Source organism: Brevundimonas faecalis (assembly GCF_040549405.1).
GTDB lineage: Bacteria > Pseudomonadota > Alphaproteobacteria > Caulobacterales > Caulobacteraceae > Brevundimonas > Brevundimonas faecalis.
This window is the reverse complement of record NZ_JBEPTF010000002.1, coordinates 40,690-65,946: the sequence shown is the minus strand read 5'-3', so window position 1 is coordinate 65,946 and position 25,257 is coordinate 40,690. Positions and strand designations below refer to the sequence as shown.

Sequence of the window (25,257 nt, the reverse complement as noted above, 5' to 3'; positions counted from 1 at the left end):
AGGCAATACGCCCGTCCGCGCTGCATCTGATAGTTAAATCTTTTGATTATTTTCATTGTGATTATGAATGAAAAGGCGACGCCACGGGTAATGAAACGCCATGCTTGATCCTCGCCTTCTGCGCGCCTTCATCACCGTCGTCGATGCGGGCAGCTTCACCCTGGCGGCGGAGCGGCTGAACTCCACCCAGTCGACGGTCAGCCAGCAGTTGGCGCGCCTGGAAGAGGCGACGGGCGCGGTCCTGATCGAACGGTCGGCGCGTCCGGTCCAGCCCACTGCCGTGGGCGAGCGCCTGCTGGGCTATGCGCGCCGACTGCTGGCCTTGCAGCAGGAGGCCCAGGCCGCCCTGGGCGATACGGCCGGCGTCGCCTCTATCCGCATCGGCGTACCCGAGGACATCATGAACCCGGCGATGGCGGCGGTCTTCGCCGGTTTCGCCGCTCGGCATCGGGGCATTCGTCTGGATGTGGTCAGCGGCCTGAGCCGCGAACTGAGCCGCCGCTATCGGGCGGGCGATTTCGATATCGCGGCGGTGAAGGACTATGAGCCCGGCGCCGACTGCCGCGCCTCCTTCCGGGAGCCCATGGCCTGGTATGAGAGCGCCGACGCGCCGGACTGGCCCAATCCGATCCCCCTGGTGACCTTCCCGCCCGGCGGCCTCTATCGGGACGTGATGTTCGAACGGATCGAGCGGGAGCAGCGCCGCTGGTACGTGGCCTTTTCAGGCAGCAGCCTCAGCAATGTTCTGACGGCGGTGGAGGCTGGGCTGGGGGTGTCGCTTCTGCCGGTCGGAACGGCCCGACAACATAGGCTTCGGCTGCATGAGGCGCTGGGAACGGAGGCGGCCATCGCCGTTTCCCTCTATTCCTGGGAAGGCGACGGACCGGCCGCTGAACTGGTCGGCCTGATGCAGGCGGTGCTGACGGCCCGGTTCGGTTGAGGCTCGGGATCGATTAGCGGGTCAGCTTTTCTGCCCGTCCGTATCGTCCGTGGACATCCTGTTTGATCCAGTCGGCGAGGAGCCGGAGGTAGCCGTCGGTGATCCGGGTCGAGATGCGGTTTCCTTCGGCGTCGGTGCGGAATTCCACCATGCCGTGGTCCGTGTCCGGGAACAGATAGGCGTCGATCGGCTGTCCGGCGGCGCTGAGCTTGCTCAGGATGGCGCGGGTGGCGCCGATGGGGGCGGCGCGATCCTCGGCGGCCAGGACCCACAGCAGTGGGGCCTTGAGATTTCGCAGCGCCGCTTCCGCGTCATAGTCCCAGATCAGCTCCAGGTTGTCGAAGCGGGCGCGGCCGATACGTCGCAGGTCGGCGTCGCTCATCCGAAGCATGTCGCCGCTGTGCTCTCCGTTGATCGTCTGGGCCCAGGGGGCGTCGCCGATCTCCGCCCGGACCCGCGCCAGGTCGTCGAAGCCTTCGGTGAAGTGGGTGCGCATCAGGCGGGCGGAGGCCTTGGACAGGCGTTCGACCTGAGCGACCGCGTCAGGCGCGAGGCGCAGGGTGCGGGCTTCGTCCAGAAGCTGCTCGCGATCCTCTTCGATCGGGGAGACGACGAGGCCGAAGCCGATCGCGACGAAGTCCGCCTGGGTGCGCGTGGCCGCGAGAGGGGCGACCCAGCCGCCCTGACTGCCGCCGAAGAAGCCCGAGCGTCCGAAACGGCCGGCGGCCATGCGGCGCGCCTGAATCAGGGCGGCGGCGGCGTCGTCGGCCAGGAGCTCGAAGTTCTGGGTGTACTCGCCCTCGGACTCGCCCGTGCCGCGCTTTTGGTAGGCGAAGACGGAGATGCCCTGGGCCGCCAGCATCTGGCCGTAGATGGCGGCGACGGCCATGGTCCGCTCCGAACCGTGGACCAGGACCACCAGGGGCCGATGGGGATCGACGGGGCCTGCAGGCTCGATCAACTGCCCGACCAGCCGCGTTCCCGCGCTGGTGAAGTCGGCGGGGGTTTCTTGCGTCGCGATGCGCGACAGGGCGGTCGTTCGCCCTTCGGACGCGGCGTAGCTGAGAACCTCGCCGTCGCAGACGACCGGCGCATCCGCCCCGCCCAGGGCGCCACGTCGCCCGTCCAGAAGCAGGTAGCGCTGTCCCGGGGGCGACGTCGTCGCGGCGGGGGTGAGAACGACCAAGCCGCCTGCTCCATCGCCATAGGCGCCGGGCGCGCAGGCGGCCGAGGCCGTCGCGGGCGCGGCCAGGGCGAGGCACGCGGCCAGCAACGAAAAACGTCTCTTCATGAAAGCCATCTGCGCCCTCCCGCTTCAGTTCGGCTTTCTAAACACCTTCGACGGGGCGGAGGTAAAGAGGCGTTCGGGTGCTCAACTTCGGCGCATCATGGGGCGTCGCGCGGAGAGGAAGACCAGGCCTAGACCGGCGGCGGCGAGCAGGCCGCCCGCGACGGGGATGGCCGCATAGCCCAGGTTCAGGCTGATGACCGCGGCGCCGACGGCCGCGCCCAGGGCGTTGCCGAGATTGAAGGCCCCGACGTTGATGGAGGAGGCCAGGCCCGGCGCCTCGGACGCCGCCTCCATCACGCGCATCTGGACCGGCGGGACGATGGCGAAGGCCGCGCCTCCCCAGAGCAGTAGGCCGATCGCGACGCCGACGTGACTGCTGAACACGAAGGGCAGGGCGAACATGATGGCCGCCAGGGCGCCGAGGAAGATCTTGGTCGCGCCGTCCGGCGACCAGTCGGCCAGTCGTCCGCCCACCCAGTTGCCCATGGTGAAGCCGACCCCGATCAGGGCCAGGCCCAGGGTGACGAAGCCGCTCGACGCGCCGGTCAGGGTTTCAAGCGCCGGGGCGACATAGGTGTAGAGGGTGAACATGGCGCCGGCGCCCATGACGGTGGTCGCCATGGCCAGCAACACCGGCAGGCGCGTCAGCACGCGGAACTCGCGACGCATGTCGGGCATGACGCCGCGCTCGCCCTTGGGCAGGGCGAACCACAGGGCCGCGATGGCCAGGACGCCGATCAGGGCCGTGCCGACGAAGGCCATGCGCCAGCCGACCTGCTGGCCGATCCAGGTGGCGGCCGGCACCCCGCCGATATTGGCGATGGTCAGGCCCATGAACATGGCCGCCACGGCGCTGGCCTGTTTCTCTTTCGGCACGAGGCTGGCGGCCACGACGGCGCCCAGGCCGAAGAAGGCGCCGTGGTTGAGGCTGGTGACCAGGCGCGCGGCCAGCAGGGTGAAATAGCCGGGTGCCATGGCCGACATCAGATTGCCGATGGTGAAGATGGCCATCAGCAGGATCAGGGCCGTGCGCTTGCCGAAACGGGTGAAGGCCAGGGTCATGACCGGCGCCCCGATCATGACCCCGATCGCATAGGCGCTGATCAACAGGCCGGCCTTGGGGATCGAGACCTCGACCCCTTCGGCGATGACGGGTAGCAGGCCCATGGGCGAGAACTCAGTGGTGCCGATGCCGAAGGCGCCCACGGCCAGGGCCAGAAGAGCCCAGCGCGCGTGAGCGGGTCTGGCGGCGGGCGTCGCGGTCATCGGAGCCGTTGTGTCCATCTGCGTCATCCTTAGGCGTCCCAGGTCGGGGCCAGACCCGCCGGGTCGACCAGGCGGCCGTCGGGTCGCGCCAGGGCGGCGACCGCGGCCATGTCGGCGTCGTCCAGGGCGAAGTCGAAGACGGCGATGTTTTCGGCGACGCGGGCGGGATTGGCGGTCTTGGACAGGGCGATGTGGCCCTGCTGGATCAGCCAGCGCAGGCCGACCTGGGCGGCGCTCTTGCCGTACTTGGCGCCGATCCGTTGCAGGGTTTCGTCCTTGGGCACGGCGCCGTCGGCCATGCTGTAATAGGCGGTGACGGCTACGCCTGCGTCTCTTGCGGCGGCGGCGAGCGCCCGCTGGGGCAGATAAGGGTGCAGTTCGACCTGGTTGGTCACGATCGGGGCGGTGGAACGCGTGATCGATTCCCGCATCTGGGCGATGTTCTGGTTGGACACGCCGATGAACCGCGTCTTGCCGGCCGCCTGCGCCGCATTCAGCCGTTCGATCTGTTCGGCGATGGGGACCTTGGCCGCAGGCCAGTGCAGCAGCAACAGATCGACCTGATCGACCCTGAGCCTGTCCAGGCTTTCGTCGATTGATGAGGCAAAGGCGTCGGCGTCGTAGTTGTCGACCCAGACCTTGGTGGTCAGGAACAGGTCTTCGCGACGCGCCCCCGCAGTCTGCAGGGCCCGGCCCAGGGCGGCCTCGTTCCGGTAAATCTGGGCAGTGTCGAAATGGCGGAAACCGGCTTCGAGCGCGGCGGGGACGATGTGTTCGACCTCCGCGTCGGACATGCGGAAGAGGCCGAATCCAAGGGCGGGGACGACTGCGCCGTGGGCGGTGACGGTCTGCATCTGGAGAACTTCTCGCTGAACCTTCCTGTGAGGCGGCGGAAGTAGGTCTTCAGTTCAAACTTGATAATCGCGCCCGATTTCCCATCATCTGTGAAATCAAATCACGGATGGCGGGGCGATGGACAACCGGGCCGGCGAGATGCAGGTCTTTCTGCGAGTGGTGGAGACGGGCAGCTTTTCCGAGGCGGCGCGGCTGCTGCGCATGACGCCCTCGACCGTCAGCAAGCTGGTTTCACGCGTGGAGGCGCGGCTGGGCGTTCGCCTGATCGAGCGTTCGACCCGGCGCCTGTCCCTGACGGCCGAAGGCCAGGCCTATTACGAGCGCAGCCTGAACCTGCTGCGGGATCTGGACCTGATCGAGCAGGAACTGTCCCAAGGGGCGGCCGCGACGGGAGGTCGGGTGCGGGTCAACGTCTCCGTCGCGCTCGGGGTGCTGGGGCTGGAGCCGCTGCTTCCGGAGTTCTGGCGGGCCTATCCCAACATCGTGGTGGACCTGTCGCTGTCGGACGAGATCGTCGACCTCTATCTCGACCGCACGGACGTGGCCTTCCGGGTCGGGCGATTGCCGGACTCCGGCATGACGGCGCGTCGCATCGGCGTGGCCCATCGCAAGATCGTCGCCTCGCCCGCCTATCTGGAGCGCCATGGCCTGCCCCGCACCGCCGAGGACCTGTCGCGACACAACTGCCTGGGCTTCAACTTCCGCCGCGCCGCGCCGGTCTGGCCGCTCAAGGAAGGCGGACGGGTCGTGGAGCGCGTGGTCCACGGCTCCCTGCTGGGCAACAACGGGGAGACGGTCCGGCGCATGGCCCTGGCCGGCGTCGGCCTGGCGCGGATGGGCGACTACCATGTCCGCGCGGACCTGGCGGCCGGCCGGCTGGTCGAGGTCCTGGGCGACGTGATCGAGCGGGACGAGGAACAGATTCACGCCGTCTTCCTGGGCGGGCCGCGCGTGCCGGAGCGCGTGCGGGTCTTCCTCGACTTCGTCGTGCCTCGGTTGCAGCAGTTCCTGAACGGCTGAGACTCGGCCGTCAGGCCAGGGCGCCGAACACCAGGCGTCCGCCATGGAAGACCGCCGCGCGTTTCGACTTGCGGGCCACCGCCTCGGCCGAACAACTGGCGTCCGCCAGGACCAGGTCGGCGGCGTCGCCGGGCTTAGGCCAGGCTCTCTCGCCCGCGTCGTTCAGGGGCAGGACGTCCCCGGTCGCGATGGCCAGGCCGCGCGACAGGCCGAACTCGTCGCTGCCGCTGTAGAGCTGGGCGTAGAGGTTGGCCTTGTCCAGCATGTCGCCGGAACCGAAGGGCGACCACATGTCGATGACGCTGTCCGTGCCGGACATCAGGCGCACGCCTTTTTCGCGCAGGCGCGCCAGGGGCATCATGGAGCGGCCGATCGGTATGGTCGAGGCCACCGTCACGCCCGAGGCGGCCATGCGCTCGGCCGTCGCGTCCAGGTCGGCGGGTGACAGATTGGCCAGGGCGAAGGCGTGGCTGAGGGTCAGCCGCCCCTTGAGCGAGGGCGTGCGCTCGACCGTGTCGAGCATGTAGCGGATGGCCGCCGCGCCGGACGGACCACTTTCGTGCAGGTGGATGTCGATCCCCTTTTCATGATCGACGGCGATGCCGAACATGGCGTCCAGCGAGGCCTCCATCCGGCCGTCCACATTGGTCGGGTCCAGACCGCCGACGAAGGCGACGCCCATGCTCATGGATTCGCGCATCAACGGTTCCACCTCGGACAGCAGCAGGCCGTGCTGCGGGAAGGCGACGATCTCGCAGCTGAAGCGGCCCCGATAGTTCTCCAGCGCCTGGTTGAGATGCTCCAGGCTCTTCAGGCCGCTGACCGGGTCGATGTTGCAGTGGCTGCGCGCGGTGGTCGTGCCGTGTTCCAGCAAGAGGTCGATCAGCCCCTCGGCTCGCTCCTGCGAGACGGGCAGGAGTTCGGGCAGCAGGGTTCGTTCCAGGGCGATCATGTCCATGATCGTCTTGCCCTTGCGCGGGCGCGGCGCCTGCCACGGACCGCCGTAGAAGGTCTTGTCCAGGTGGATGTGCATGTCCCTGAACGCGGGCAGGGCCAGACGCCCATTGGCCGACAGGCGAGGCAGGGCGGCGGATCCGGCGGCGGTCGCCGGCGTCACGGACAGGATGCGCCCGTCCTTGATCTCCAGATCATATCGACCGGTGTGCGTCCCGATGATCTGGCCCTGATCGCGAATGAAGCCGTCCTCAAGCGTGACGTCGGCCAGGATGAAATGGGTCGGCGCGGTGGTGGTCGCGCCCTTCTGGTCCTCGGCGGCCGCGGCTCGGGCCATGGCTTGATGTCCTCCGGCCGCGACGGTCGCGGCGAGACCGGCGACGCCCATCAGGGAACGGCGATTCAGACCTAAAGAACCAGACAAGGAAGCCTCCTGCGCGTGTCGGGAGCTTCAGCCTAGCGAGGGCGTGGTTCATTTGAAAACAATATGGATCAATCATGATTATCCATAATTTGTATAATCATCGCTGCTCTTGCCGGGGGGGAAACGTAAGCGCGTCCCTCTCCGAGGCGTCCATTCCTTCCTTGCGGCGCCTAGTCCTGCAAGGTCTTCCCCACGATGAATTCGTCAGAGAGGCGGTCACGGGCTGCTGCGAGAGTCTCAGGATAGTCAGGACGAAAAGGCGCGTTGAGCAGCACCTTCAGCCTTTCATCGACCTGCTTCAGCACGACCAGTTCGGCGGGGCTCTGAAAACAGTCCGCTGACGGAGTCGGCTGCGGCGCGTCGTCGATCCAGCGCGACAACAGTTCGAACAGCACCAGGGCCTGATCCCTGTCGAGTTCAAGAACCCTCTTTCCTGAACGCCCGCCAAACCCGAACATCACGCCCTCCGCTCCTGCCGCGTTCACGATACGCGGGACCGGCCGACGAGCAAGGCGTCACCCGGAGGTCGTGACCAGACGGCAGTCAGCGTCTGCGCGTTAGGCGATTGATCTGGAAGGTAAAGAGATGGTGGACGCGACAGGGATTGAACCTGTGACCCCTACGATGTCAACGAAAGGGTTTCTGCGCCAAACGTAAGAAATCCGGGCGTTTGGGGTTCATTGCCCCCCAGTTACGTTCACGCTCTTTTCTGGTGTTTCTGGGGGGTAACTGGGGGGCGCCGCCGCCGGCGGCGGGCCGTCGTCGTTCAGGATCAAGAGCGCCTTGGCGACTTCCGAGGTCGCCGTGGAAACGCCCTGGAACAGTAGGGTGAACGAGATCCCTGACAGCACCCATGTCAGCAGCAGGAGCCTGGGCCGGCCGTGGCTGATGAGCGACGGAGCGGTCATCAAGCCCGAGCGATAGAACTGGCGAGCGATGTAGATGACCAGGAGCGCCTGGCTGAGCCATGCGAGCGAAAGGATCAGTTCGTTTGAAGTCTTGCCGGCGACCCAGCGCAAGGCGCTGATGACGATCAGCCATTCCACAACCTGGAAGAAGACCGGGATGGAGGCGTCGGTGGCCGAGATCGCCCGGCGCCCCCAGCGCTCTAGAACGCCAGTCCTAACCATGCGCCTTGCGGGCCCAGTCACGGTTGCTGGGGCGGTGGTGGCCGTAGCACTCTTCGAGCGTCTTCACCGTCATGCCGGTGAAGCCGGAGGCCTCCCATAGCTTGGCATCGCGCTGCATCAACCAGGTCGCGCAGGTGTGCCGCATCCAGTGCGGGGTGACGTCTTGAGAAAGTCCCGCGTCGCGAACGACGCCCTCGAAGCCTGTCCGGATGCGGCCGGCGATCGGCCGCGCGCCATGGTGCATGACGCTGACGATCTGGGGCGCGGCCAGCGGATCGCCTCCGGCCTTAAGGTGGGCTTCGCGCAGCTCGGCCGAGGCGGCGAGATCAAGATCGCGCCAGCGCCGAAGATGCGCCAGTAGGCGGTTCGGGACGACCACCAGGGGGCGCCGCTTTGTTCGGTGGTCTCGCTCGAGCCGGCCGCGACGGTAGATGACGCCGTCGTCGATATCGACCCAGGCCTGCTTTGCGGATTCGCTCCAGAGGAGCTTCGGGATCACGCCAGGGCGCGTCCCTGTGTAGAGGCCTATCAGGATGAAACGCTTGATGTGCGCCCGGTTCAATCGGGCGGAGAGGCCCCGGCGTTTCCACTTGCCTTCTGCGTTTCGGTACCAGCCCATGGCGGCCAGCAAGAGCCGGGCGGCCTCGGATCGGGTCAGCGCGTCGCGGCGGGTTTCCGCCTTTTGCGGAAGCACCACCTTGGGGCGGCGGGTCAGGGGGTGTTCGTCGTGCCAGTAGCCGATCGCTGCGGACAGATCCTCGAGCTCGCGGCGCGCGCCCTGGTCCGTGACGCGCCGGGCGGTCTTGGGATCCTTCGCCATCTTGATCGGCTGCAGAATCCGATGCGCCACATACTGCTCGCACGTCGACCGCCGGACGTCCGCGACGGTCGATTCTCCCCAGAACTCGAGAAGCGCGGAAAGGCGGGCGCGGACAGCCTTTGGATCCGGAGCCTTGGCCGCCTTGCCGTCGGCGTAGAGGCTCAGGACGTCCGCGATGAGAACGTCGGTCGGATCAGTTGGGCCGTTGGTTCCGGTTGCCGGCGCCGGGGTCCATTTGGCCTGGATGTATTCGGCGAGCCGGAGCCCAGCCTCTGCAACTTCGCCTGGGCCGCAGCCAGTGCCAACTTCCTTCGCTCCGTCTCGGATAACCCAGACGGAGGCCTGTCGCTTTTCGGGGCGGGCCTTCCGGAGGAAGAGTCGGGGGCCTTTGGAAGGGCGGGGCATTGGCGAGGCTCGAACAGCGCCCGGATTCGGGCGGGCGTCACATAAAGGCGGCCGGCGACCTCGGCCGTCAACAGGCGGCCCTTGCGGATCTCTGTGCGCAGGCTCGAAACCGTGAGCGGCCCGCTGGGCCAGAAGACGGCCACGGCCTCGGCCAGGGTCATGTCTTCATCCGGGCCCCAGTCAGACGGGGAGGGGCGCAGTCGCACGCGGAGAAGGGCGTCGCGGGCCATGGCTAGTGTCGAGCGCCTTTCGCGGAGATGAGGGCGGCGGCCTGGGCGACGACCGCCATCTGTTTGTCGAGCGGCATGGCGTCCAGTTCGTCCGCCGCCTCGCGCAATGCACCGGCGATCCAGTCCAGATCCGCATGTTGGGCTTCCGGCTGATCAAAGGACTTCCCCATCCGTCGGGCCTTGGCCGGCGACATGAGGATCAGATGGCCAGCGCCCTTCATCCCCACGCGCAGGCCAACACCCTGGACCGGGATCAGGCCCAGGGTGATCGAGGCGTCGTTGAGCGGCACGCCCAGGAGGCCCTGGTGTTTCTCGGGCATGGTCACGGCGTCGTCTCCTCTCCGGCCGGGATCAAGCGGATGCTTGAGGGGTGAAAGATCAGGGCGTGCTTGATGCCGGCGAAGACGACATGGACGTGCGACGTGGTGAGCTTTCCGGGGTGAACGACCCGGCCACGCTTGCCGGTCCAGTCGCCCTCATTCACCAGCTCGACCTCGGCGCCGATGCGCGGATCCACGCCATAAGCGCGACGCACATAGTCGTAGCCGTCGTTGGCGCAGCTCTGGACGCGACGGGCGCGGACGAAACGCAGGAAGTCCCTGAAGCTGATCGTCCAGACCTCGCTGTAGTCCTGGAAGGTCTGGTACACGGCCTTCGCCCTGGTCGGGGCGGAGAGCGTGGACGTCGCGCTGTAGCCGCCGTCCGAGACGGTGATCTCATAGAGGTTCCAGGGGGCAGGCGTCGCCGTCGAAAGAGGGGACGTCATTGGATCGTCTCCCCGGGGTTCTCGAGGCGGGTGGCGCGCTCCTGTTCGAGCACATGAGCCAGCGCCTGGTGGACGCCCTCATCCATCTCGGCGCCCGTCGTGAAGCTGGCCCAACGGCCGGCCGCACGAAGCAGGCCGATCAGGACGCCGAGTATCTCGTCTTCACCGACCCGTTCGCCGTCCGAGACGGATCGAACGGCCTTGATCGCGGCTTCCAGGGCAGCGGTCGCGACTTCGGTTGCGATGTCCGCCTGTTTGTCGAGGTTCGGCGTTCTCATTCCCCGCCCTCCTCGGGTTCGTCCTGGTCGACGGCGGTCCCCAGTATCTCGTTGCGGACTGCGAGCCCCTCCGCATTGTTGAAGTAGAGGCCGGAGAACGAGCCTCCGGGGCCCTCCACGTCGCCGAGTTCACGGCGTTCCAGGGATCGGGCCACGGCGTAGTCGGCGCCGCTCTGCAGCTCGACGCCGGCGCCGACTGTTCGATCACGATCTGACGGTTCGGAGGCCGCGATCATCGTCCGTTGCCGGTCGGTCAGCGGTTTAAGCATCGGCGCCCGCCTCCCCTCGTGCTGATGCAGAGAGGGCTCCGGCGTTGTCTGCGATCATCATTGCGAAGTTGGCGACGTCGGCAGCCTCAGAGCCGATACGCGCTGTTGCATCGGCGTCCGGGTTGAAGCGCTTCGGCGTGTGGATGTTCGCGCAGAACCAGCCTTTATGAGGCCGGAATCTGACGATTACAGCAGGAGCTGAAGGCCCTGCCTTGGCGTAGGCGTCCGGATCCCAATCCCGCCAGACGCGATCTCCTGCGTTCTCGATCTCCTGCGTCAGTTCCGACGTCTCCTCGCGGAGGCGCTTCAACAGGGCTTCCGGCGCGTCGTCGGACCAACCGCCTTTCCAATCGTTTTCACGGAGCTGCCGCTCCATGAGCAGCGCGAACGTCATGACCTCGGGGCGCAGATCGGCAACGGTAAGGGCGTCCGCCCGGCCTTCTTCGGCCTCCATGTCGGCGAGCATGGATGTCGCCATGGCATCGTAGTCGGTGGTGTCCCACTTCACGCCGAGGCCGCCGCACTCTGAGCACCCTCCCCCGGGCTGACAGCCGAAGGCCGCGCTATAGGGGTAGTCCTGGGTGGAGACGTAGCCGTCGACGCTCTCCTGACAGCCCGAACAGGCCTGCCATACGCCGTCGCCCTCCTCGCGGATCTCCATGACGCGCGAGACCCAGTTCATGGGCGCCGGGGCCGGGGCCTTGGCCGTATGAGAGTGGAAGGGGAGCCAGCCGATAACCGTTCCGCCGGTCGCCTCCAACAGTTGGTCCTGAGACCAATCCCATCCGACAAACTGCCAGCGGTCATCGCCGGTGTTGTCGAAGTTGTTGAACCCAATGGTCCAGCTTTCCTCGCTGTCTTCCAGCGGGGTCCAAGCCTCCTCCCTATTGTCCGCATTGTAGCGAACGTTCAGACGCAGCACTGTCCCGTCGCGAGGGGCGCTCCCCACAGCTAAGGCAATCGGCTGCGCTTCCTCGCAAGCTTGGGGCTGGGGACGGAGGGTTGCTAGTTCAGCCTCGGCAACGACCGCTTGCTTTTGCCAGCGACCAACAGCTTTGGCGTAAAGCGCGATCACCGCATTCAGACGTTCAATCTCCAGACGGGACCATTCCCCCGCCCAATCTTTCAACTCTTGAGGCGCGTCTTCGGCCAGGTCCACGCCGAGGCAGACCGGCGCGCCGAACGGCGCGGATTGCCAGTCGGCGGCCTGGGCCGAGATCTCGATCCAGTTCAGGATCTGGTCAACGGCGTCGACGGCGCGGTCGGACAGGTGTTGTTCGCGCTGTTGCTTGATCCACGCCCTGGCCGCCTCGAAGTCTTGAGTCGGGGGCCGAAGGGCCGTGATCAGAACGGTTCTCGCCGCGTCAGAACGCCCAACATTCGCAGGCTTGGGGAAGGTCCTGTCAGACATCGGCAAGCCTCCAATCGGTGGCGAGGATGGGGGCTTGCGACGTGAATCTGGTCGCGGCGTCGTCTTCGTCAACGATCTGGCCGTCGCCGTTCATGGCGATCCATTCGGACGGGTCCCAGTGAGGCAGGCGGACCTTCTGGCCGGCTCGCATCTGGGCCAGGGCCCACCCGAAGTCTTGGATGGCCGGCCAGCTCAAGGGAGTGACCGTCTCTGCGAGCATGACTTTCCACATTTCCCGCCAGCACGCTTCCGCCTGCTGGACTGGTCTGCTCTGAATGGCTCGCTCACCTGCAGCGCACATAGCCATGCTGGGCTGGTTGGGGGCGATGGCCCAAATGTCGGGCTTCATCATGGTTCGATCCCGGCCTCGATCAGGTCTCCGACCGAGGCGTTGAAGAGTTGAGCGATTTCGCGGATGGGCAGGCCGGCCTGGCGCAGGTGGGCGCACCAGGTCAGGAGGCGGGGGTGACGTTTCTCGATCGAGCGGGGGTCGATCATGGGCGGCCCTCCGACAGGTTCGGGGCCGAGCCGCCGGCGTCGAGCGTGCGCACGCCGTGCGCGGTGGCGATGAAGCCGCGCGGTTGGTCGAGGCGGGCGATCAGGCCCAGGCGGCGCATCGCGGCGAGGGCCTTGTGCACCTTGATCTTCTCGACGTTGCGGGAATGACGGCCGGTCTCGACAGCGCGCAGGATCTCGCCCTGGGTCATGGGCTGGTTCGCCGCGCGCAGGATGCGTTCCCAACGGCCGCCGGGGCGGTAGCCGTCCAGGACGAAGGCGCCGGCGGGGCGGGCCCGGATGCAGGGGTCAGACATCGGCTTCCTCCTCCGGCGGGAGGTCCGGCAGGGTCATGGCGATGTCCGCCAGCAGTTCGTCCAGGCCGTCCTGCATGGGGTCGCCCTCGAAGCCGGCGAGGATCGCCTCGGCGCGGCGGAGCAACCAGACAAGGGTCAGGCCGTCCTCCGGCGTCAGGGGCTTGTGACCGTGAACGGTCACGTAGAGCTCGTCCTTGCCGCCCGGAAAGTTGGCGAAGATTGCGCCCGTGGACATCTCCATGGTGGCGGCCATGGCGCGGATGGTGGCGCCGGCGTAGCCGTCATTCTTGAAGTGGTGACGGGCGGCGGCGAGCACCTTGGCCCGGGTGCGGGCCTTGGCGGCCTGGCGCTGGTTCGGGGCTTTCTCAGGCTCGGCCGCCATGACGGGGACCTGATCGGGGAGGGAGCTGCCGAGCTCCTGAGAGTAGAACTTGTTCTTTTCACGCGCGAACTGTTCCAGCGTTTCTTCCCAATCCGGCCTGGGCTGCAGGTCGTCGGCGGGGCGTTTTGCGGCGGCGTCCATCATGCGGCCCTCCGCTCGCCCGGGCGGCCGGTCTGGTTGGCCCGGATGGCGGCGCGCAGGGCGTCCTGGGTGCGGCCGTCCAGCCAGCAGTGACCGATCAGGCGGTCGCGATCGCCGCCCATGTCCAGGGCGTAGACGGAGACGCCTTCGCGCATGTCCGTGTCGCCGTCGAAAAGCAGATCCTGGACGTCGACCATCTCGATCCCTTGGGATCCGCGCTCGCGCTGGATGTGGCGCGCCAGGGCGTCGATGTCTGGGAAGGCCAGGGGCTTGGCCTGGGGGTCAGCCCTGAGCAGGGCGAAGCGGACTTCGGGCGGCACGGGATAGCTCCTGCGGTTGCGGGGTTTGGGCGCCGGGGCGGCGCGGTCATGGGCGGAGAGAAGGGCCGCGCCCTCGATCCAGGGGCGGGCGGTCATGACCGCGCCGCCTTCAGCTGCCAGCCCATACGCCGCGCGAGATCCTCGCGGGCCTTGGCGTAGTTGGGCGCGACCATGGGGTAGTCGGCGGGGAGCTTCCAACGGGCGCGGTACTGCTCCGGCGAGAGGTTGTAGCGGGTGCGCAGATGGCGCTTCAGCGACTTGAACTTTCGGCCGTCCTCGAGGCAGACGATGAAGTCAGGCGTGATCGACTTGCGGATCGGCACGGCCGGCTCGCCCAGGCTGGGTCGCGGGAGTTCCTCGCCCTGGCCGTCGAAGACCGTGGTGGTTTCCGCCAGGGCGTCTTCGGCCCATTCGCAGGCCTGGGCGATCTCGCGCTTGAAATACTCGGCTTCGTCGCTGTCGATCGCGACCGTGCCGTCTTCGGTTCGGTCGCCGCCCAGGACCGCGAGCAGCGGCTCCAGGCGTTCCATCACCACCTGCAGCGAGGCGCTGAGGCGTTCCAGCCTTTGCTCCGCCAGCTGCTCGCGGGCGGAGGCGGCGAGCGGCTTGATCGTCGTCGCCGGCGGAATGGTCGGCAGGGCGTCGTCGCCCGCGTCATCCTCGGCGCTGCGGACGGCCGAGCCGTAGTTGGCGGCCGGGCGCTGATCGATGCCGGCGGCGTAGCGGGCTTCCTGGGCCCGGGTGGCGTTGCCGTAGTCGACGCCGGCGACGGCGTGGGGGCCGATCTTGGCGTCCAGCCATTTCATCGCGACGGAGCCATGAACCGGGCGGATGATGGCGTAGGCGCGTTTGGCGGCCTCAGCGATCGCCGCATCACGGGAAGAGGCGGGGTTTGTGCAGGCGCCGCTTTCGCTGCCCGACGCGGTCTTGACCTGGGCGTGGAAGATCGGGTCGTCGCCGCACTGGAAGAGGGTGATCGCTATGTCGCCGGTCAAGACCGATCCCGTGCGGAAGGTTTCGATCTGCCGCCAGGGCGCGTCGGTGACGTAGTCGGGAACGGCAGGCGCGGGTTCGGCGGGCTTCGGGGCCTCAGCCGGGCGAGCAAGAAGGCGCTTGCGCTTTGTCGCCGTGTTCAACGCTGAGGTGAAGAAGCCTTCGTCGTCCTCCGGGTGCGGGTCATAACGGTCGACCTCGCGACCGCACCGATCGCGCCAGCGGATCACTGCCGATAAGTTGGGAGGGTTCCCTCCCAAATGTCGCTCGCTCCAATCCTGGGCCTTTTGCGTAGGTCGAACGATGCAGGCGGTGCCGTTGGGCAGCGAAATACCGAGGTAATCGAGGAACCCCTCCGACACGAGATCGCTCAGGCCTTCGCACCTGTAGAGATAACCGTCCGTCAGGACCGACAGCTCATGTCCTTCAGGTGCGAAGGGGCAGAAGGACATCGCCCACATGACCTCGACAAGCGCCAGCTCGGCGAAGGGCGTAAGAGGCTGGACGGCGACGGTCGTCGCATCCGCCGCGTCGAACATCTCGACCTGGTCGGCGTCGGGTTCCGGCGCGACCTTGGACATGACGGCGGCGCCGTATTCCGCGACCTGGTCGGACAGGGTCGGGGTCTTGGGAACGAGGGCATAGGCGCCTCGTTGGAAGGCCTGGTCGCGGAAGTCGTCCCAGGATCCATTGGTCTGATAGGCGGCGATCTGCTCCGGCGTCGCCACGCGAACCAGACGCAGCTTGTCCTGGACGTCCCGGACCCCGCCGCGCGACCCTTCGCGCACGCGGCCTGCACGGCGCGCCAGTTCGGAGGCATTGGTGATGCCGAGGCCGTCCGCCGCCCGCGCCAGCATGAGGGCGTCGTCCCAGGGGCTCATGTCTTCGCGGCCGTTGTTTTCAATGATTGCGATCAAGGCGGCTTCGCCCTCGGTCGCTTCCCGTTCGTCGAAGGGCAGGCCCTCCGCCAGGGCGGCCGGCAAACGGCCTTCGTCCCGAAGCAGGCCCGCGCCGCGCCAGCGCCGCTCGCCGATCAGGATCATGCGATTGCCGTCAGGACGAACAGGCGTCAGGGTCAGGCGCTGCAGGATGTCGCCCGCGTCCTCGATCTGATCGGCCATGTCGGGAATCGTCGCCGGGTTGACCGTGCGGTTCGCCGGGTTCGGAACGCATTTGTCGATGGGCCAGCGAGCGACCTGGGCGCCGTCAGCAGCAACAGACGCCAGGCCCTCGGCCACGTCCTGGCCGGCGACCCATTGGCGGCCCTTGTCCGTCAGGATCCAGCAGGCGCCGTCGTGCTCGATCACCCCGGCCGCGCTCAGCTTGTGCAGGTCGCGCTTGAGGTTGGAGCTGTCGCGTTCGGCCAGTCTAGCCAGGTGGTTGGCGTCGCCCTGGGGGCTGTCGCGCAGGATCCGCAGGACGTCGGTGTAGGTGTGGACGACGGCGGGGAAGTCAGGCTTGCGCATTTCGCGCGGCGTCGGCTGCGCCATTTATCGGCTCCGGACATGGTTGGAGGGAGAGAGAGGCTGTTCGCCCGCATCGACGGCGGCGCCGGCGAAGATCAGGGCCAGAAGGACGACCAGGGCCCCGGCGAGGATCTCGCGCGCGGCGTCGGTCAGCAGGGGGCCGCTGCGGCGTCGGAAGGGGCGCATCAGAAACGACCCAGGACGAAGCCTGCGGCGGCCAGGAATGCGGCGCCGAGGAGGCCGTAGACGACGGCGCCGAGGAAGATCCGGGCCGCGCGCTGCTCGGCGTTGGAAACGGGCTTCCACTCCATGCCGGCCTTGCAGGCCTTCTTCAGGGCGTCTTTCATGAGGCGGACGCCGAGAATGGAGAGCAGGATGAAGACGGCGAGGGTCCAGATCATGCCTGGGCCTCGCCGGCGTCCGTCGCAATCACCGCGAGCTCGCGCCCCTGCCCCGGCCGCCAGCCGTGGTTGATCAGGGAGGAGGCTGCGACGTTGAAGTAGGCGAAGCTGAGCCCGTGGATCCGGGCGACGCGCTGGTCGGCGCGGTCCAGGATGTAGCAGCAGGCGGCGTCGCCGCGACGATCGCGCGCGTTCGGATCGGCCACGGCGAAGAGGGCGCCGGGGCCGCATTCCAGCGCGCGGCATAGGGATTTGACGACGTGGATCGGGCTGGGCCCGTCGGGCCCGTCCGAGATCTCGATCCGTTCGCTGGCGCAGGAGGGCCGCATTTCGATGACGACCATGGGGCCGTTTGGAATGGCGGAGACGGCGGCGCGAAGAGCCTGGGCGTCAGCGGGGACGGGAGCGAAGGCGACGGCGGCCATGGCTTCAGCCCTCTTCTTCCGTGGTGGGGCGGATGCGGTTCGACCAGGCGTTGACCGCGTCCACCTTGGCCTCGGCCTCGTGAACGGCGGTGCGGAAGGCCGAGGCGAAGAGGTTGTATCCGCGCAGCTCCATCTCGAGCTGAACCAGCATGGCCAGGACGGCGCAGGACATGGTCGGCAGGGACCAGGATCGGCCGTTGAGGCGGATGCAGACCCGGCCCTCGATGAAGGGGCCGCTGATCACGGCCGCCGTGGAGAGGTCGAAGGACTTCATCGGGGCGGCGTGCAGGGCGGCGATGATGTCGATCAGTTCGTCGTCGACGCTGACGATCGGCACGACATCGGCGCCGGCGTGGCGGCGGGTCATCACGTCGCGGAAGGCGCGCACGCCGTGCGCCTTCGTCTGGGCCGCGTCCGATTTTGGCGTAGGCGTGGACGTAGGGTGGAAAAATCCGTGAGCCATGGGGCGATCCTCCAAAGGGATGCCCCGCGTCAGGACGGAAGAGCGTCGGATGAGGGTGGGGCGTCAGCCCAACCGAACGACGCGGGACGACGTTATGTCTGTAAGTGTCATGACGTTTTGTCAACACATAATGTCAGTCCCGAAATCACGGTTCGTCCTGATAGGTTTGCAACCTGGGCGGGAGGAACTGTCATGAACGGCGAGGATCGGGCGTCGCGAGGCGCGGACAGCGTTCGGGAGGAAGGCGCGGGCGGGGGCGCTGCTAAGCGGGACAGCAAGCACGGCGGGACCTGGGGCGTGGTCATCGCAGTTCTGCTGCTGGCCGTCGTGGGTTTCTGCCTGTTGGCCAGGGCCGATGCAGAGCGCGCGTCAAGCCAGCCAGACGCCAACGCCCGGATCGAAGAGAGTTGCCGACGCGAGTATGAGGTGCAGGGCGAGGATGCGGTCAGGGAGTGCCGGATCCGCCTGTCGATCGAGTATCTGCAGAAGGCTGAGGCCAGCAAGATGGAGCGCGCACGCTCCGGCGCCGGCCTCTAACGCGGGAAGCCGTTAGTTTCGGCCAACCACGGTGTGGATCGTGTCGATGTCATCGATCGCCTTCACGATCTCTTGCGGCGGATTGAGCTGAAACAGCACAATATTTCCGTTCTCGCGTCGAACGAACCGCTTCAGAAGCCCCTCGCCTTCGTGAGTGACCACCACGCAATCCTGGTCGCGTTGAGGCCATCGGTTGGGGGCCAGGTAGACCATCTCGCCCGGCTCATATCGCGGCGACATGCTGATGTCGTTCACCTCCAGGGCGAAGGCGTCGCGAATGTGCTGCTGGGCCGGGTGCATTTGGACGTAGCCTCTCAGATTTTGCTCCGCCAGTGTGAGGCGTCCTTCTGACGCCGCGCCAACGTAGCCGTAGAGAGGAATCATATTCGGACCCGCTACGACAACGCCGGTCGTAGGGGCAGACTGGCCGGTCGAGCTCAGCCATTCATCGATCTTCAGGCGCTCGTGATACTGCACCCGACGCCGACCATTGAAGATCCGGTTCACTTGGGAGCTGTCGAGGCCAAGCAGCCTTCCCAGGTCCGCCTTGGACTTGCCCTGGGCTTCCATCCGGGCAGCGATCATCGACATGTCAGCATCCATAGGTGGAATAACTGACATAACGTCCTGATGGCGTCGTTGACACGAATGTCGAATCAAAGGCGTCTACTGTCCTGACAAAATGTCAGGACGATATGTCATGCAATCCCGCCTTTGTCACGCCCAAGCTGAAACGCCGTCCCAGGCGAGCGATGCGCGTGACCTGATCATCCGCGTTCTATCCGTGCGCAAGGTAGCGCAGTGGTGCGACGTCACAGAGTCCGCCGTTCACCAATGGATCCGGCGAGGATCTGCGGCCGCGCCAGTGCCCGTCAAGGTTGTTCCGACCATAGCGCGAGGCGCCGTCGACGACGGAAAGGACTTCGATCTCGGCATCTTGTGGCCCGACATGCGCGGAACGACCGCCGCTCGGTTCGCGGGCGGCCGCCCATGACCGGCCTTCGCTACAGCAGCCCTCGCCTGCTGGCCCGCCCCGCCCTCTATCCCGACATTCGGAAGGCGGACGCCTATCGCTATCTGACCCGCAAGCCGCGCGTGCTGTCGGGCACGGAGCTCGTGGATCTGCTCGATGTTTTCAAGTCCGGCTCATACCTCGTCTTCGGCGTGATCGGAGAGGTAGGCCTGGGCAGCGCCGCGCACGCGGTGCGACATGGCCTGGGCTGCGTCGGGAAAGCTGAGGCAGGCCAGGCTGCGGAAGTTCGGATCGAGGGCTTCGCCGGCGGCGATCAGGGCCGCGATGGCCAGTTCGGCGGCCTGAAGCTGCTCGCCCGGCCTGAGGGTGAAGACGTCGTCCATCCTGTTTTCTCCTGTGTGTGGAACCGCAGAGAGAAGGGCGAGTCGGGGGCGGTGGAAACGCCGTCCCCGGTTCAACCGGAGGTTCGCCCATGAGCCGGTTCGGCAACTTGCGCGGCGGGCCGGACGGCCGGATGACGGCCGATGACGAAGCCTGTTGGAATGCGCTGATCACCCAGGCGGAAGCGGCGGCGGCGGATCCCGCCAGGTCGGCCGGCGGACTGGCGCGGACGGCGAAGGCGGCCAGGCACGCCTGCGCGCCCGGCGTTGTGACGCGGGACAACCCATGCGTGCAGCTGTCGCGCCTGTCGCGGCGGTTTTGCGATGAGACCTCGGCGGGCCGTCGGGCCCTGCAGGGCGAGTTGAAAGCGGCGGCCGAGGCCGCGCGTCAGGCATTGGCGAACCGGGCCCAGACGAACCGTGCGCGCCGCGAACGGAAGGACATCGACGGATGATGGAGTTGGGCGATCCGGCGTTTCGCCGGGCGGATGATCAGTACGTCCATCGGTGCCGCCTGGCGCTGGCGGAAATAGCCGAGCCGAGCCGAGCCGAGCCGAGCCGAGCCGAGCCGAGCCGAGCCGAGCCGAGCCGAGCCGAGCCGAGCCGAGCCGAGCCGAAGGGGGATGCCATGTCTGAGGTCGGGTCAAGCGCGCTGCGCGCGGTCAAGGCGATCAATCTGTCCGGCGTCGAGGTCGGCGCGGCGGATACGAGCACGCCGACCTTCGAGTGGGTGGATCCCGCCAGCCTGTTGGTCGACGACGGCTATCAGCGGAATCTGTCGGAGCGATCGATCAAGCTGGTCCGGCGGATCTGTTCGCGTTGGGATTGGCGGCGGTTCAAGCCGCCCGTCTGCGCGCGGACGGAACGCGGGCTGGAAGTCATCGACGGTCAGCACACGGCCATCGCCGCCTGCAGTCATCCGGGCGTGGAGCGTATTCCCGTGATGGTGGTCGAGGCGGCGAGCCGCGCCGATCGGGCCCACAGCTTCATCGGCCACAACCGCGACCGGCTGAACATCACGCCGATGCAGATGCATTTCGCCGCCGCCGCCGCCGGCGACGAAGAGGCGCAGACGATCGACCAGGTCTGCGTCCGGGCCGGGGTGAAGGTGTTGCGGACCACGCCCGGCAACGGGATCTGGAGCGTCGGGGACACGGTGGCCGTGCGCGCCATCGGCGCCCTGATCAACCGGCGCGGCGCCATGAAGGCGCGGATCATCCTGGAGGCCCTGGTCAAGGGTCGGGCCATGCCGGTGACAGCGGGGCAGATCAAGGCGGTCGAGACCCTGCTGCACGGCGAGGAGTACCGCGACGACATCGATGCGGAGGGCGTGTCGAACGCCCTGTTGGCCCTGGGCGCGGCGGCCGATCACGAGGCCGGCGTATTCGCCGCCACGCACAATGTGCCGGTGTGGAAGGCCCTGGCCATCGTGCTTTTCCGGAAGGGGAAACGGCGTGGCCGCAGACCCGGTTGAGTTCACGGCGCGGGAGCAGGCCCTGCAGGCGACGATCGTCCGCCTGGAGGATCGGATCCAGGAGTTGGAGGCGGCGATGGGCCTGTGCGTCCTGCCGCCGCTGGAATGGGGGCTGACGCATAGCGAGGCGCGGCTGCTGGGCGCATTGTTGGAGCGCGAGCTGCTGACCAAGGACGCGGCCATGGCGGTCCTGTACCGCGACCGGGGCGCCGACGAACCCGAGATCAAGATCGTAGACGTCCTGGTCTGCAAGGCGCGCAAGAAGCTGAAGCCGTTCGGGATCGAGATCGGGACGCGCTGGGGCGTGGGATACTTCATCGCCCCGGCGCATAAGGCCGAGGCGCGGGTCCAGATCGAGGCTGCGCGGCAGGTGGCGGCATGAGGCGGGTCGAGGTCATCGGATCGGCCACGCTGTATCAGGGCGACGCCTATGAGACCCTGGAGGAACTGGGCCCGCAGGACGCAGGGGTGTTCGATCCCCCATACGAGTTCGCCACGTCCGGCGGCGGCCGGTTCCGCAAGGCCCGGCCCAACATGGATCAGATCGCGGCGGCGGGTCTGGACAAGGGTTTCGACGACCGGATCTGCTCGCCCGCCATTTTCCGATCCGTGGCGGTGTTCTGCCACAACGACCAACTGCCGGAGTTGCTGCCCCGATTGGCGGCGCGGTTCTATCGGACGGTCGTTTGCGCCTGGCACAAGTCCAACGCCCTGCCTGTCGCGAACAAGCATTATCGGCCGGATACCGAGTTCTGGATCCACGCCTGGCTGGCGGATGCGCACCCGGTCGGATCATTGACCGACAAGGCGCGATGGATCCTGAGCGAGAACGGGCGATTCACGGGCGTCGATCACCCGACGGTCAAGCCCGAGCCTGTCATGGACAAGGTGCTGGCCACCATCAACGCGCGCAGGGTTTGCGATCCGTTCATGGGCAGCGGCTCGACCGGCGTCGCCGCCATCAAGCGGGGCCTGGGCTTTACCGGGGTCGAGCGGGATCCGAAGCATTTCGACACCGCCTGCAGGCGCATCGAGGCGGCCGTGAAGGCCAGCGAGATCCCGCAACCGCGCGAGGCCGTCCGATGAAGGATGAGCTTTTCGATCGCGCCCGGGATGAGGTGAAGTGCGAGGAGGTCGCCGGCCGCGCGGCCGGATGCAAGCTGTTCCGCGTCGGCAAGGAGGTTCGGGGGATCTGTCCCTTCGGCCGATGCGGCGCGAAGAGCGGCTTGACGCCGTTCCGGATCTACAAGGGCGGCCGGCGTTGGAAATGCTATTCCTGCGACCCGCGCGGCGGCGACGTAGTCGACCTGGAACACCGCCTGTTCTCGGGCCCGGATGAGACGATCGGGGACGCCGCACGGCGCTTGATCGGCGGCGTGCTGACGGCCGAAAGCGAAGAGTCGCGCGCACGGCGTGCGCAGGCGTCCAAGGAGGCCGAGGCGGAGGCCCTGGCCGATGCGGCCTGGCGCTTGGAAATGGCGCGGAAGATCTGGCGTGGGCGGGAGCCGGCGGCCGGATCGTTGGTCCAGGTCTATCTGGAAAGCCGGGCGATCCGGGGGCCGGTGCTGGGCCGAATGCTGATGATCGTGGGTTTCAACCCGCGCACCTGGCACAGCGGGGATCCGGAGCGGGGCGTCTTTCTGCCGGCGATGATCTCCCTGGTCATGACCGAGCTGGGCCCGACGGGCGGGGTGCATTGCACCTATCTGTCGCCCAACGGGCGCGGAAAGACCCATCGGACGCCGAAGAAGCGGATGCTGGGCCCGCAGGGTCATTTCGTGCTGGCGCGGCGCGACGGCCTGGCCGGCCCGCCGCGTCCGGATCCGTATGGAGATCACGAAGGCTATGTGCTGCCGGGCGGGATCTGGCTGACGCGGCCGGACGCCCCCGGGCCCCTGGTCACGGCGGAAGGCATCGAGAATACGGCGTCGCGGGCCATGATGGTGGCCGGGCCCATGAGTTTCCCCGTGCGGGCCGTGGCGGCCGGGTCGCTGGATCGCCTGTCCGGCTTCGAGTTGGTCGACGACGACGGGGTGCGGGACGTGTGGAAGGTCCGGCCCGATCCGTGGCGGCCGGGGTTCAGCTGGCCAGAGGATCCGGCGAGCCCGTGGGGCCTGATCGACGTCGCCGTCGACGGCGACATGAGCCCGGTCACGGTCAAGGGGCGCGCCGGTCTGCACCAAAACCGGCTGATCGACGTGGTGCGAGATTCCGCCGAGCGCGCCCGGGTGAGCGGCGCCCTGGCCAAGGCCAGCTGGCGGCGGCGCCTGGCGCCGGAGAGCACGACCGAGGTGCGGGCGTCGTGCCCGCCGATCGGGATGGATTTCAATGAAGTGTTGATGGCGGCTGAGGCCGCCGCGAGCGTAGCCGGGGGCGTATCCGCATGACCGATTCCTATGTGATGGAGGATGCGGAGCCGGACACGGAGACCAAGTCCGGGGCCATTTGGGTCGATCCGAAGGTCGAGGATTGCCCGGTCATCCCACTGGGCTTCGAGGGCGGCTATCTCTGGTTCGCCCTGCCTGAGGGAGAACTGAGGCGGGAGCCGGCGGCGAAGATCCCCGGCATGTTGAAGACCGATCTGTTCGTCAGTTTCCAAGGCCGGGTCTTCCTGGCCCAATGGCGCGATCCGGACGGCAAGCTGCAGCGCGACATGGCGGCGCAGTGGTTCAATGATCAGTGCCGCAAGGCCGGGAAATGGGACGCCGATCGACCCCAGCGTGGATACGGCGTCTGGCCCACTCCTGACGGCCCGGTCGTCCATGCCGGCGACGCGGTCGGGCGGTGGCCGTTCGGTGAGGAGGATTGGAGGTCAGTGGCCGAAGCGCTGCGGGTCGGGGTCGGCAAGCGGAGCGGACCTTTGTGGTTGCTGCGCCCCCCAGCTCCCAGGCCCGGGAAGCCCGCGACCTTGGCGGACGGCCTGAAGCTTCGCGAGTTGATGGAGATGTGGCGGTTTGCGCCCCTGGACCCCCAGGATCCGGAAGGCCTCAGCGAGGCGGACGCCCTGATCGGCTGGCAAGGCACGGCGCTGTTGGGCGCCGTCGCGCCGTTCAGGCCCCACGCCAGCGTCAGCGGCGGCGCGGGGGCCGGCAAGACAACCTTGTCGCGCCTGCTGCAGGCGGCGGGGTCGGCGAACGCGGGCGAGTTGCTGGACAGTTTCTCGGAGGCGGGCCTGCGGAATGGCCTGGCCGGGGAGGCGCGGGCGATTTACCTGGACGAAGCCGAGCCCAGCGCCGACGGCCAGGGCCCGGTCGAGAAGGCGATGGAGTTCCTGCGTCGGATGTCGACCGGGGAAGGCGCGAACCGGCGCCAGGGCGATACCGGCGGCCGGACCACGGCGCAGACGGCGGTCGGGTCCGCCTTCCTGGCCAGCATCCTGCCCGTGCAGCTGGGCGACGCGATGGCGACCCGGGTTGTCGAGGTTCGGCTCAGGCCGCTCGGCAAGGCCAAGGGCGGGGCGGACGACGCCCTGCAGGAAGCCATCGAGTGGGCGCGAGAGGCGTCGCCTCGGCTGCTTGCTCGGGCAGTGCGGGAGGCCGGCCGATACCGAAGCGACGTCCGGCTGATCAAGGCGGCGTTGGGGGAGGCCGGGCAATCACCCCGGGCGGCCGACCTGGTCGCGGCCCTGGCGGCCGGACGAAGGCTGCTGCTTCATGACGACGCCCTGACCGAAGAGACGGCCCGAGGGGAGGCCGCCAAGTGGTCGGCGTTGATCCAGAGCCGAGAGGAGAGCTCCTCCGCGCAGAACCCGGGGCAGGCGTGCTTGTCCAGGATCTGGGCCATCAACTCCGGGCAGCACCAGAAGGATCGACACCTGACGATCGGGGAGCTGATCCAGGAGAACCTGGAAGTGCCCGGAACCCACGCGAACGTCCTGAAGGCGTTCGGTCTGAGGGTCGAGAATGGCCACGGGCACCACGATAGACCGGGGCCCTGGTTGATCATATCGAACAATCATCCGGCCTTGGCGCGGGCGCTGGCCGGGTCGCATTACGCGAACTGGCGCGGGGTGCTCGAGCACCTTGCAGACCTGGGCGAACCGTATGCGCCGCGCCACATGCCCAAGCCGGTGAGGTTCGGGATGCACCAAAGCCGCGCCCAGGCCGTGCCCCTGACCCCCTGGTTGGAGAGGCCCGTCGCCGTGGGGGCGGATCCGGGCGAGATCTCGCCCTTCGACAAGCCTGTTTGGGACGGCGTGACAGACCGTCCGTCCCGCCCAGCGTCCCACGGTGAAACCCATGAGTAGCGGAGGTTTGAGCCGGGAGCGGGACGCTGGGACGGTTGGTACGCCTCCCCCGACTCCTGCGAGCGCACATAGGCGGAGGCGCACGACGCCACAGGTGCGTCCCATCCGTACCGCGCGTACCGTCTGTAATTTTATCGAGATTAATCAAAAGAATAGTTGGGACAGCCTGACGGTACGCCGTGGGA

The 25,257-nt window shown here is 67.5% G+C and carries 32 protein-coding genes and 1 pseudogene; 9 read left to right on the top strand and 24 right to left on the bottom strand.

Going from position 1 to position 25,257, the window contains the following annotated elements:
* Positions 1-100 precede the first annotated feature (100 nt).
* Positions 101-940, top strand: coding sequence for a LysR family transcriptional regulator (locus ABIE19_RS08270; RefSeq protein ID WP_354088687.1), 840 nt, complete (start codon positions 101-103; stop codon positions 938-940).
* Positions 941-953: 13 nt separating this feature from the next.
* On the opposite strand, the gene ABIE19_RS08265 is transcribed toward ABIE19_RS08270, so the two are convergent.
* The 3 genes from ABIE19_RS08265 to ABIE19_RS08255 form a co-directional block, all read right to left on the bottom strand.
* Positions 954-2,231 (bottom strand): alpha/beta hydrolase, encoded by a 1,278-nt coding sequence (locus tag ABIE19_RS08265; protein WP_354088686.1) that lies wholly within the window; start codon positions 2,229-2,231, stop codon positions 954-956.
* Between the two features lie 81 nt (positions 2,232-2,312).
* On the bottom strand, positions 2,313-3,515 hold the full coding sequence (locus tag ABIE19_RS08260; protein WP_354088685.1) for an MFS transporter: 1,203 nt from the start codon (positions 3,513-3,515) through the stop codon (positions 2,313-2,315).
* A gap of 11 nt (positions 3,516-3,526) precedes the next feature.
* Positions 3,527-4,351 carry an aldo/keto reductase gene (locus tag ABIE19_RS08255; RefSeq protein ID WP_354088684.1) on the bottom strand — a complete coding sequence of 275 codons (825 nt, stop codon included), beginning with the start codon at positions 4,349-4,351 and terminating at the stop codon, positions 3,527-3,529.
* Positions 4,352-4,469: 118 nt separating this feature from the next.
* On the opposite strand from ABIE19_RS08255, the gene ABIE19_RS08250 reads away from it, so the two are divergent.
* Positions 4,470-5,372 carry a LysR family transcriptional regulator gene (locus ABIE19_RS08250; protein WP_354088683.1) on the top strand — a complete coding sequence of 301 codons (903 nt, stop codon included), beginning with the start codon at positions 4,470-4,472 and terminating at the stop codon, positions 5,370-5,372.
* A 10-nt stretch (positions 5,373-5,382) separates the two neighbouring features.
* On the opposite strand, the gene ABIE19_RS08245 is transcribed toward ABIE19_RS08250, so the two are convergent.
* From ABIE19_RS08245 to ABIE19_RS08155, 19 genes and pseudogenes are all read right to left on the bottom strand, one after another.
* Positions 5,383-6,663 (bottom strand): amidohydrolase family protein, encoded by a 1,281-nt coding sequence (locus ABIE19_RS08245; RefSeq protein WP_354088682.1) that lies wholly within the window; start codon positions 6,661-6,663, stop codon positions 5,383-5,385.
* 257 nt (positions 6,664-6,920) lie between these two features.
* Positions 6,921-7,208 carry a hypothetical protein gene (locus ABIE19_RS08240; RefSeq protein ID WP_354088681.1) on the bottom strand — a complete coding sequence of 96 codons (288 nt, stop codon included), beginning with the start codon at positions 7,206-7,208 and terminating at the stop codon, positions 6,921-6,923.
* Positions 7,209-7,427: 219 nt separating this feature from the next.
* Positions 7,428-7,880: a hypothetical protein gene (locus ABIE19_RS08235; protein ID WP_354088680.1), complete on the bottom strand. Its 453-nt coding sequence runs from the start codon at positions 7,878-7,880 to the stop codon at positions 7,428-7,430.
* Positions 7,873-9,105: a tyrosine-type recombinase/integrase gene (locus ABIE19_RS08230; protein WP_354088679.1), complete on the bottom strand. Its 1,233-nt coding sequence runs from the start codon at positions 9,103-9,105 to the stop codon at positions 7,873-7,875. Before ABIE19_RS08230 ends, ABIE19_RS08235 begins: the two co-directional genes overlap by 8 nt.
* Positions 9,106-9,337: 232 nt before the next feature.
* Positions 9,338-9,661: a hypothetical protein gene (locus tag ABIE19_RS08225; protein ID WP_354088678.1), complete on the bottom strand. Its 324-nt coding sequence runs from the start codon at positions 9,659-9,661 to the stop codon at positions 9,338-9,340.
* Entirely contained in the window at positions 9,658-10,101 is a 444-nt protein-coding gene (locus ABIE19_RS08220) for a hypothetical protein (RefSeq protein ID WP_354088677.1), read from the bottom strand. Before ABIE19_RS08220 ends, ABIE19_RS08225 begins: the two co-directional genes overlap by 4 nt.
* A complete protein-coding gene (locus ABIE19_RS08215) occupies positions 10,098-10,379 on the bottom strand; it encodes a hypothetical protein (RefSeq protein ID WP_354088676.1) in 282 nt (93 codons plus the stop codon). The genes ABIE19_RS08220 and ABIE19_RS08215 overlap by 4 nt, the downstream gene beginning before the upstream one ends.
* Positions 10,376-10,648 (bottom strand): hypothetical protein, encoded by a 273-nt coding sequence (locus tag ABIE19_RS08210; protein ID WP_354088675.1) that lies wholly within the window; start codon positions 10,646-10,648, stop codon positions 10,376-10,378. The genes ABIE19_RS08215 and ABIE19_RS08210 overlap by 4 nt, the downstream gene beginning before the upstream one ends.
* Positions 10,641-12,059: a hypothetical protein gene (locus tag ABIE19_RS08205; RefSeq protein ID WP_354088674.1), complete on the bottom strand. Its 1,419-nt coding sequence runs from the start codon at positions 12,057-12,059 to the stop codon at positions 10,641-10,643. The genes ABIE19_RS08210 and ABIE19_RS08205 overlap by 8 nt, the downstream gene beginning before the upstream one ends.
* On the bottom strand, positions 12,052-12,411 hold the full coding sequence (locus ABIE19_RS08200) for a hypothetical protein (protein WP_354088673.1): 360 nt from the start codon (positions 12,409-12,411) through the stop codon (positions 12,052-12,054). The genes ABIE19_RS08205 and ABIE19_RS08200 overlap by 8 nt, the downstream gene beginning before the upstream one ends.
* A complete protein-coding gene (locus tag ABIE19_RS08195; RefSeq protein ID WP_354088672.1) occupies positions 12,408-12,557 on the bottom strand; it encodes a hypothetical protein in 150 nt (49 codons plus the stop codon). Before ABIE19_RS08195 ends, ABIE19_RS08200 begins: the two co-directional genes overlap by 4 nt.
* Positions 12,554-12,871: a hypothetical protein gene (locus tag ABIE19_RS08190; protein WP_354088671.1), complete on the bottom strand. Its 318-nt coding sequence runs from the start codon at positions 12,869-12,871 to the stop codon at positions 12,554-12,556. Before ABIE19_RS08190 ends, ABIE19_RS08195 begins: the two co-directional genes overlap by 4 nt.
* Positions 12,864-13,397, bottom strand: a complete 534-nt coding sequence (locus ABIE19_RS08185) for a TetR/AcrR family transcriptional regulator (RefSeq protein ID WP_354088670.1) — start codon at positions 13,395-13,397, stop codon at positions 12,864-12,866. Before ABIE19_RS08185 ends, ABIE19_RS08190 begins: the two co-directional genes overlap by 8 nt.
* Positions 13,394-13,810, bottom strand: coding sequence for a hypothetical protein (locus ABIE19_RS08180; RefSeq protein WP_354088669.1), 417 nt, complete (start codon positions 13,808-13,810; stop codon positions 13,394-13,396). The genes ABIE19_RS08185 and ABIE19_RS08180 overlap by 4 nt, the downstream gene beginning before the upstream one ends.
* Positions 13,807-14,064 (bottom strand): annotated as a pseudogene (locus ABIE19_RS17505) (Ros/MucR family transcriptional regulator); the annotation flags it as partial. The pseudogene ABIE19_RS17505 and the gene ABIE19_RS08180, both read right to left, overlap by 4 nt.
* A 2,133-nt stretch (positions 14,065-16,197) precedes the next feature.
* A complete protein-coding gene (locus ABIE19_RS08170) occupies positions 16,198-16,359 on the bottom strand; it encodes a hypothetical protein (protein ID WP_354088668.1) in 162 nt (53 codons plus the stop codon).
* Positions 16,359-16,574, bottom strand: a complete 216-nt coding sequence (locus tag ABIE19_RS08165; RefSeq protein WP_354088667.1) for a hypothetical protein — start codon at positions 16,572-16,574, stop codon at positions 16,359-16,361. The genes ABIE19_RS08170 and ABIE19_RS08165 overlap by 1 nt, the downstream gene beginning before the upstream one ends.
* The gene (locus ABIE19_RS08160) at positions 16,571-16,999 is read right to left on the bottom strand and encodes a hypothetical protein (protein WP_354088666.1); all 429 of its coding nucleotides are present in this window, start codon (positions 16,997-16,999) and stop codon (positions 16,571-16,573) included. The genes ABIE19_RS08165 and ABIE19_RS08160 overlap by 4 nt, the downstream gene beginning before the upstream one ends.
* Before the next feature lie 4 nt (positions 17,000-17,003).
* The gene (locus ABIE19_RS08155) at positions 17,004-17,462 is read right to left on the bottom strand and encodes a hypothetical protein (RefSeq protein WP_354088665.1); all 459 of its coding nucleotides are present in this window, start codon (positions 17,460-17,462) and stop codon (positions 17,004-17,006) included.
* Between the two features lie 192 nt (positions 17,463-17,654).
* Here ABIE19_RS08155 and ABIE19_RS08150 point away from each other — a divergent pair, with 192 nt between their 5' ends.
* Entirely contained in the window at positions 17,655-17,999 is a 345-nt protein-coding gene (locus ABIE19_RS08150; RefSeq protein ID WP_354088664.1) for a hypothetical protein, read from the top strand.
* Between the two features lie 12 nt (positions 18,000-18,011).
* On the opposite strand, the gene ABIE19_RS08145 is transcribed toward ABIE19_RS08150, so the two are convergent.
* Both ABIE19_RS08145 and ABIE19_RS08140 read right to left on the bottom strand, forming a co-directional pair.
* Positions 18,012-18,590 (bottom strand): LexA family transcriptional regulator, encoded by a 579-nt coding sequence (locus ABIE19_RS08145; RefSeq protein WP_354088663.1) that lies wholly within the window; start codon positions 18,588-18,590, stop codon positions 18,012-18,014.
* Positions 18,591-19,145: 555 nt separating this feature from the next.
* Positions 19,146-19,355 carry a hypothetical protein gene (locus ABIE19_RS08140; RefSeq protein ID WP_354088662.1) on the bottom strand — a complete coding sequence of 70 codons (210 nt, stop codon included), beginning with the start codon at positions 19,353-19,355 and terminating at the stop codon, positions 19,146-19,148.
* 89 nt (positions 19,356-19,444) lie between these two features.
* Between ABIE19_RS08140 and ABIE19_RS08135 the strand changes: the two genes are divergently transcribed.
* The 6 genes from ABIE19_RS08135 to ABIE19_RS08110 all read left to right on the top strand — a co-directional run bounded on the left by ABIE19_RS08135 (position 19,445) and on the right by ABIE19_RS08110 (position 25,072).
* On the top strand, positions 19,445-19,807 hold the full coding sequence (locus tag ABIE19_RS08135; protein ID WP_354088661.1) for a hypothetical protein: 363 nt from the start codon (positions 19,445-19,447) through the stop codon (positions 19,805-19,807).
* Between the two features lie 173 nt (positions 19,808-19,980).
* A complete protein-coding gene (locus tag ABIE19_RS08130; RefSeq protein WP_354088660.1) occupies positions 19,981-20,826 on the top strand; it encodes a hypothetical protein in 846 nt (281 codons plus the stop codon).
* A complete protein-coding gene (locus ABIE19_RS17500) occupies positions 20,807-21,208 on the top strand; it encodes a helix-turn-helix domain-containing protein (protein ID WP_435521140.1) in 402 nt (133 codons plus the stop codon). The genes ABIE19_RS08130 and ABIE19_RS17500 overlap by 20 nt, the downstream gene beginning before the upstream one ends.
* On the top strand, positions 21,205-21,912 hold the full coding sequence (locus ABIE19_RS08120; RefSeq protein ID WP_354088659.1) for a DNA methyltransferase: 708 nt from the start codon (positions 21,205-21,207) through the stop codon (positions 21,910-21,912). The genes ABIE19_RS17500 and ABIE19_RS08120 overlap by 4 nt, the downstream gene beginning before the upstream one ends.
* The gene (locus ABIE19_RS08115; protein WP_354088658.1) at positions 21,909-23,213 is read left to right on the top strand and encodes a DUF7146 domain-containing protein; all 1,305 of its coding nucleotides are present in this window, start codon (positions 21,909-21,911) and stop codon (positions 23,211-23,213) included. Before ABIE19_RS08120 ends, ABIE19_RS08115 begins: the two co-directional genes overlap by 4 nt.
* Entirely contained in the window at positions 23,210-25,072 is a 1,863-nt protein-coding gene (locus ABIE19_RS08110; protein ID WP_354088657.1) for a hypothetical protein, read from the top strand. Before ABIE19_RS08115 ends, ABIE19_RS08110 begins: the two co-directional genes overlap by 4 nt.
* Positions 25,073-25,257 lie beyond the last annotated feature (185 nt).

Coding starts and splice junctions, on each gene's coding strand:
- ABIE19_RS08145 (WP_354088663.1), bottom strand. CDS start 18,590: ATGTCGATGATCGCTGCCCGGATGGAAGCCCAGGGCAAGTCCAAGGCG.
- ABIE19_RS08185 (WP_354088670.1), bottom strand. CDS start 13,397: ATGATGGACGCCGCCGCAAAACGCCCCGCCGACGACCTGCAGCCCAGG.
- ABIE19_RS08140 (WP_354088662.1), bottom strand. CDS start 19,355: ATGGACGACGTCTTCACCCTCAGGCCGGGCGAGCAGCTTCAGGCCGCC.
- ABIE19_RS08265 (WP_354088686.1), bottom strand. CDS start 2,231: ATGAAGAGACGTTTTTCGTTGCTGGCCGCGTGCCTCGCCCTGGCCGCG.
- ABIE19_RS08240 (WP_354088681.1), bottom strand. CDS start 7,208: ATGTTCGGGTTTGGCGGGCGTTCAGGAAAGAGGGTTCTTGAACTCGAC.
- ABIE19_RS08215 (WP_354088676.1), bottom strand. CDS start 10,379: ATGAGAACGCCGAACCTCGACAAACAGGCGGACATCGCAACCGAAGTC.
- ABIE19_RS08255 (WP_354088684.1), bottom strand. CDS start 4,351: ATGCAGACCGTCACCGCCCACGGCGCAGTCGTCCCCGCCCTTGGATTC.
- ABIE19_RS08270 (WP_354088687.1), top strand. CDS start 101: ATGCTTGATCCTCGCCTTCTGCGCGCCTTCATCACCGTCGTCGATGCG.
- ABIE19_RS08160 (WP_354088666.1), bottom strand. CDS start 16,999: ATGGCCGCCGTCGCCTTCGCTCCCGTCCCCGCTGACGCCCAGGCTCTT.
- ABIE19_RS08130 (WP_354088660.1), top strand. CDS start 19,981: ATGTCTGAGGTCGGGTCAAGCGCGCTGCGCGCGGTCAAGGCGATCAAT.
- ABIE19_RS08250 (WP_354088683.1), top strand. CDS start 4,470: ATGGACAACCGGGCCGGCGAGATGCAGGTCTTTCTGCGAGTGGTGGAG.
- ABIE19_RS08260 (WP_354088685.1), bottom strand. CDS start 3,515: ATGGACACAACGGCTCCGATGACCGCGACGCCCGCCGCCAGACCCGCT.
- ABIE19_RS08220 (WP_354088677.1), bottom strand. CDS start 10,101: ATGACGTCCCCTCTTTCGACGGCGACGCCTGCCCCCTGGAACCTCTAT.
- ABIE19_RS08110 (WP_354088657.1), top strand. CDS start 23,210: ATGACCGATTCCTATGTGATGGAGGATGCGGAGCCGGACACGGAGACC.
- ABIE19_RS08155 (WP_354088665.1), bottom strand. CDS start 17,462: ATGGCTCACGGATTTTTCCACCCTACGTCCACGCCTACGCCAAAATCG.
- ABIE19_RS08245 (WP_354088682.1), bottom strand. CDS start 6,663: ATGGCCCGAGCCGCGGCCGCCGAGGACCAGAAGGGCGCGACCACCACC.
- ABIE19_RS08190 (WP_354088671.1), bottom strand. CDS start 12,871: ATGTCTGACCCCTGCATCCGGGCCCGCCCCGCCGGCGCCTTCGTCCTG.
- ABIE19_RS08170 (WP_354088668.1), bottom strand. CDS start 16,359: ATGCGCCCCTTCCGACGCCGCAGCGGCCCCCTGCTGACCGACGCCGCG.
- ABIE19_RS08135 (WP_354088661.1), top strand. CDS start 19,445: ATGAGCCGGTTCGGCAACTTGCGCGGCGGGCCGGACGGCCGGATGACG.
- ABIE19_RS08210 (WP_354088675.1), bottom strand. CDS start 10,648: ATGCTTAAACCGCTGACCGACCGGCAACGGACGATGATCGCGGCCTCC.
- ABIE19_RS08195 (WP_354088672.1), bottom strand. CDS start 12,557: ATGATCGACCCCCGCTCGATCGAGAAACGTCACCCCCGCCTCCTGACC.
- ABIE19_RS08115 (WP_354088658.1), top strand. CDS start 21,909: ATGAAGGATGAGCTTTTCGATCGCGCCCGGGATGAGGTGAAGTGCGAG.
- ABIE19_RS08120 (WP_354088659.1), top strand. CDS start 21,205: ATGAGGCGGGTCGAGGTCATCGGATCGGCCACGCTGTATCAGGGCGAC.
- ABIE19_RS08205 (WP_354088674.1), bottom strand. CDS start 12,059: ATGTCTGACAGGACCTTCCCCAAGCCTGCGAATGTTGGGCGTTCTGAC.
- ABIE19_RS08200 (WP_354088673.1), bottom strand. CDS start 12,411: ATGATGAAGCCCGACATTTGGGCCATCGCCCCCAACCAGCCCAGCATG.
- ABIE19_RS08165 (WP_354088667.1), bottom strand. CDS start 16,574: ATGATCTGGACCCTCGCCGTCTTCATCCTGCTCTCCATTCTCGGCGTC.
- ABIE19_RS08150 (WP_354088664.1), top strand. CDS start 17,655: ATGAACGGCGAGGATCGGGCGTCGCGAGGCGCGGACAGCGTTCGGGAG.
- ABIE19_RS08230 (WP_354088679.1), bottom strand. CDS start 9,105: ATGCCCCGCCCTTCCAAAGGCCCCCGACTCTTCCTCCGGAAGGCCCGC.
- ABIE19_RS08180 (WP_354088669.1), bottom strand. CDS start 13,810: ATGACCGCCCGCCCCTGGATCGAGGGCGCGGCCCTTCTCTCCGCCCAT.
- ABIE19_RS08235 (WP_354088680.1), bottom strand. CDS start 7,880: ATGGTTAGGACTGGCGTTCTAGAGCGCTGGGGGCGCCGGGCGATCTCG.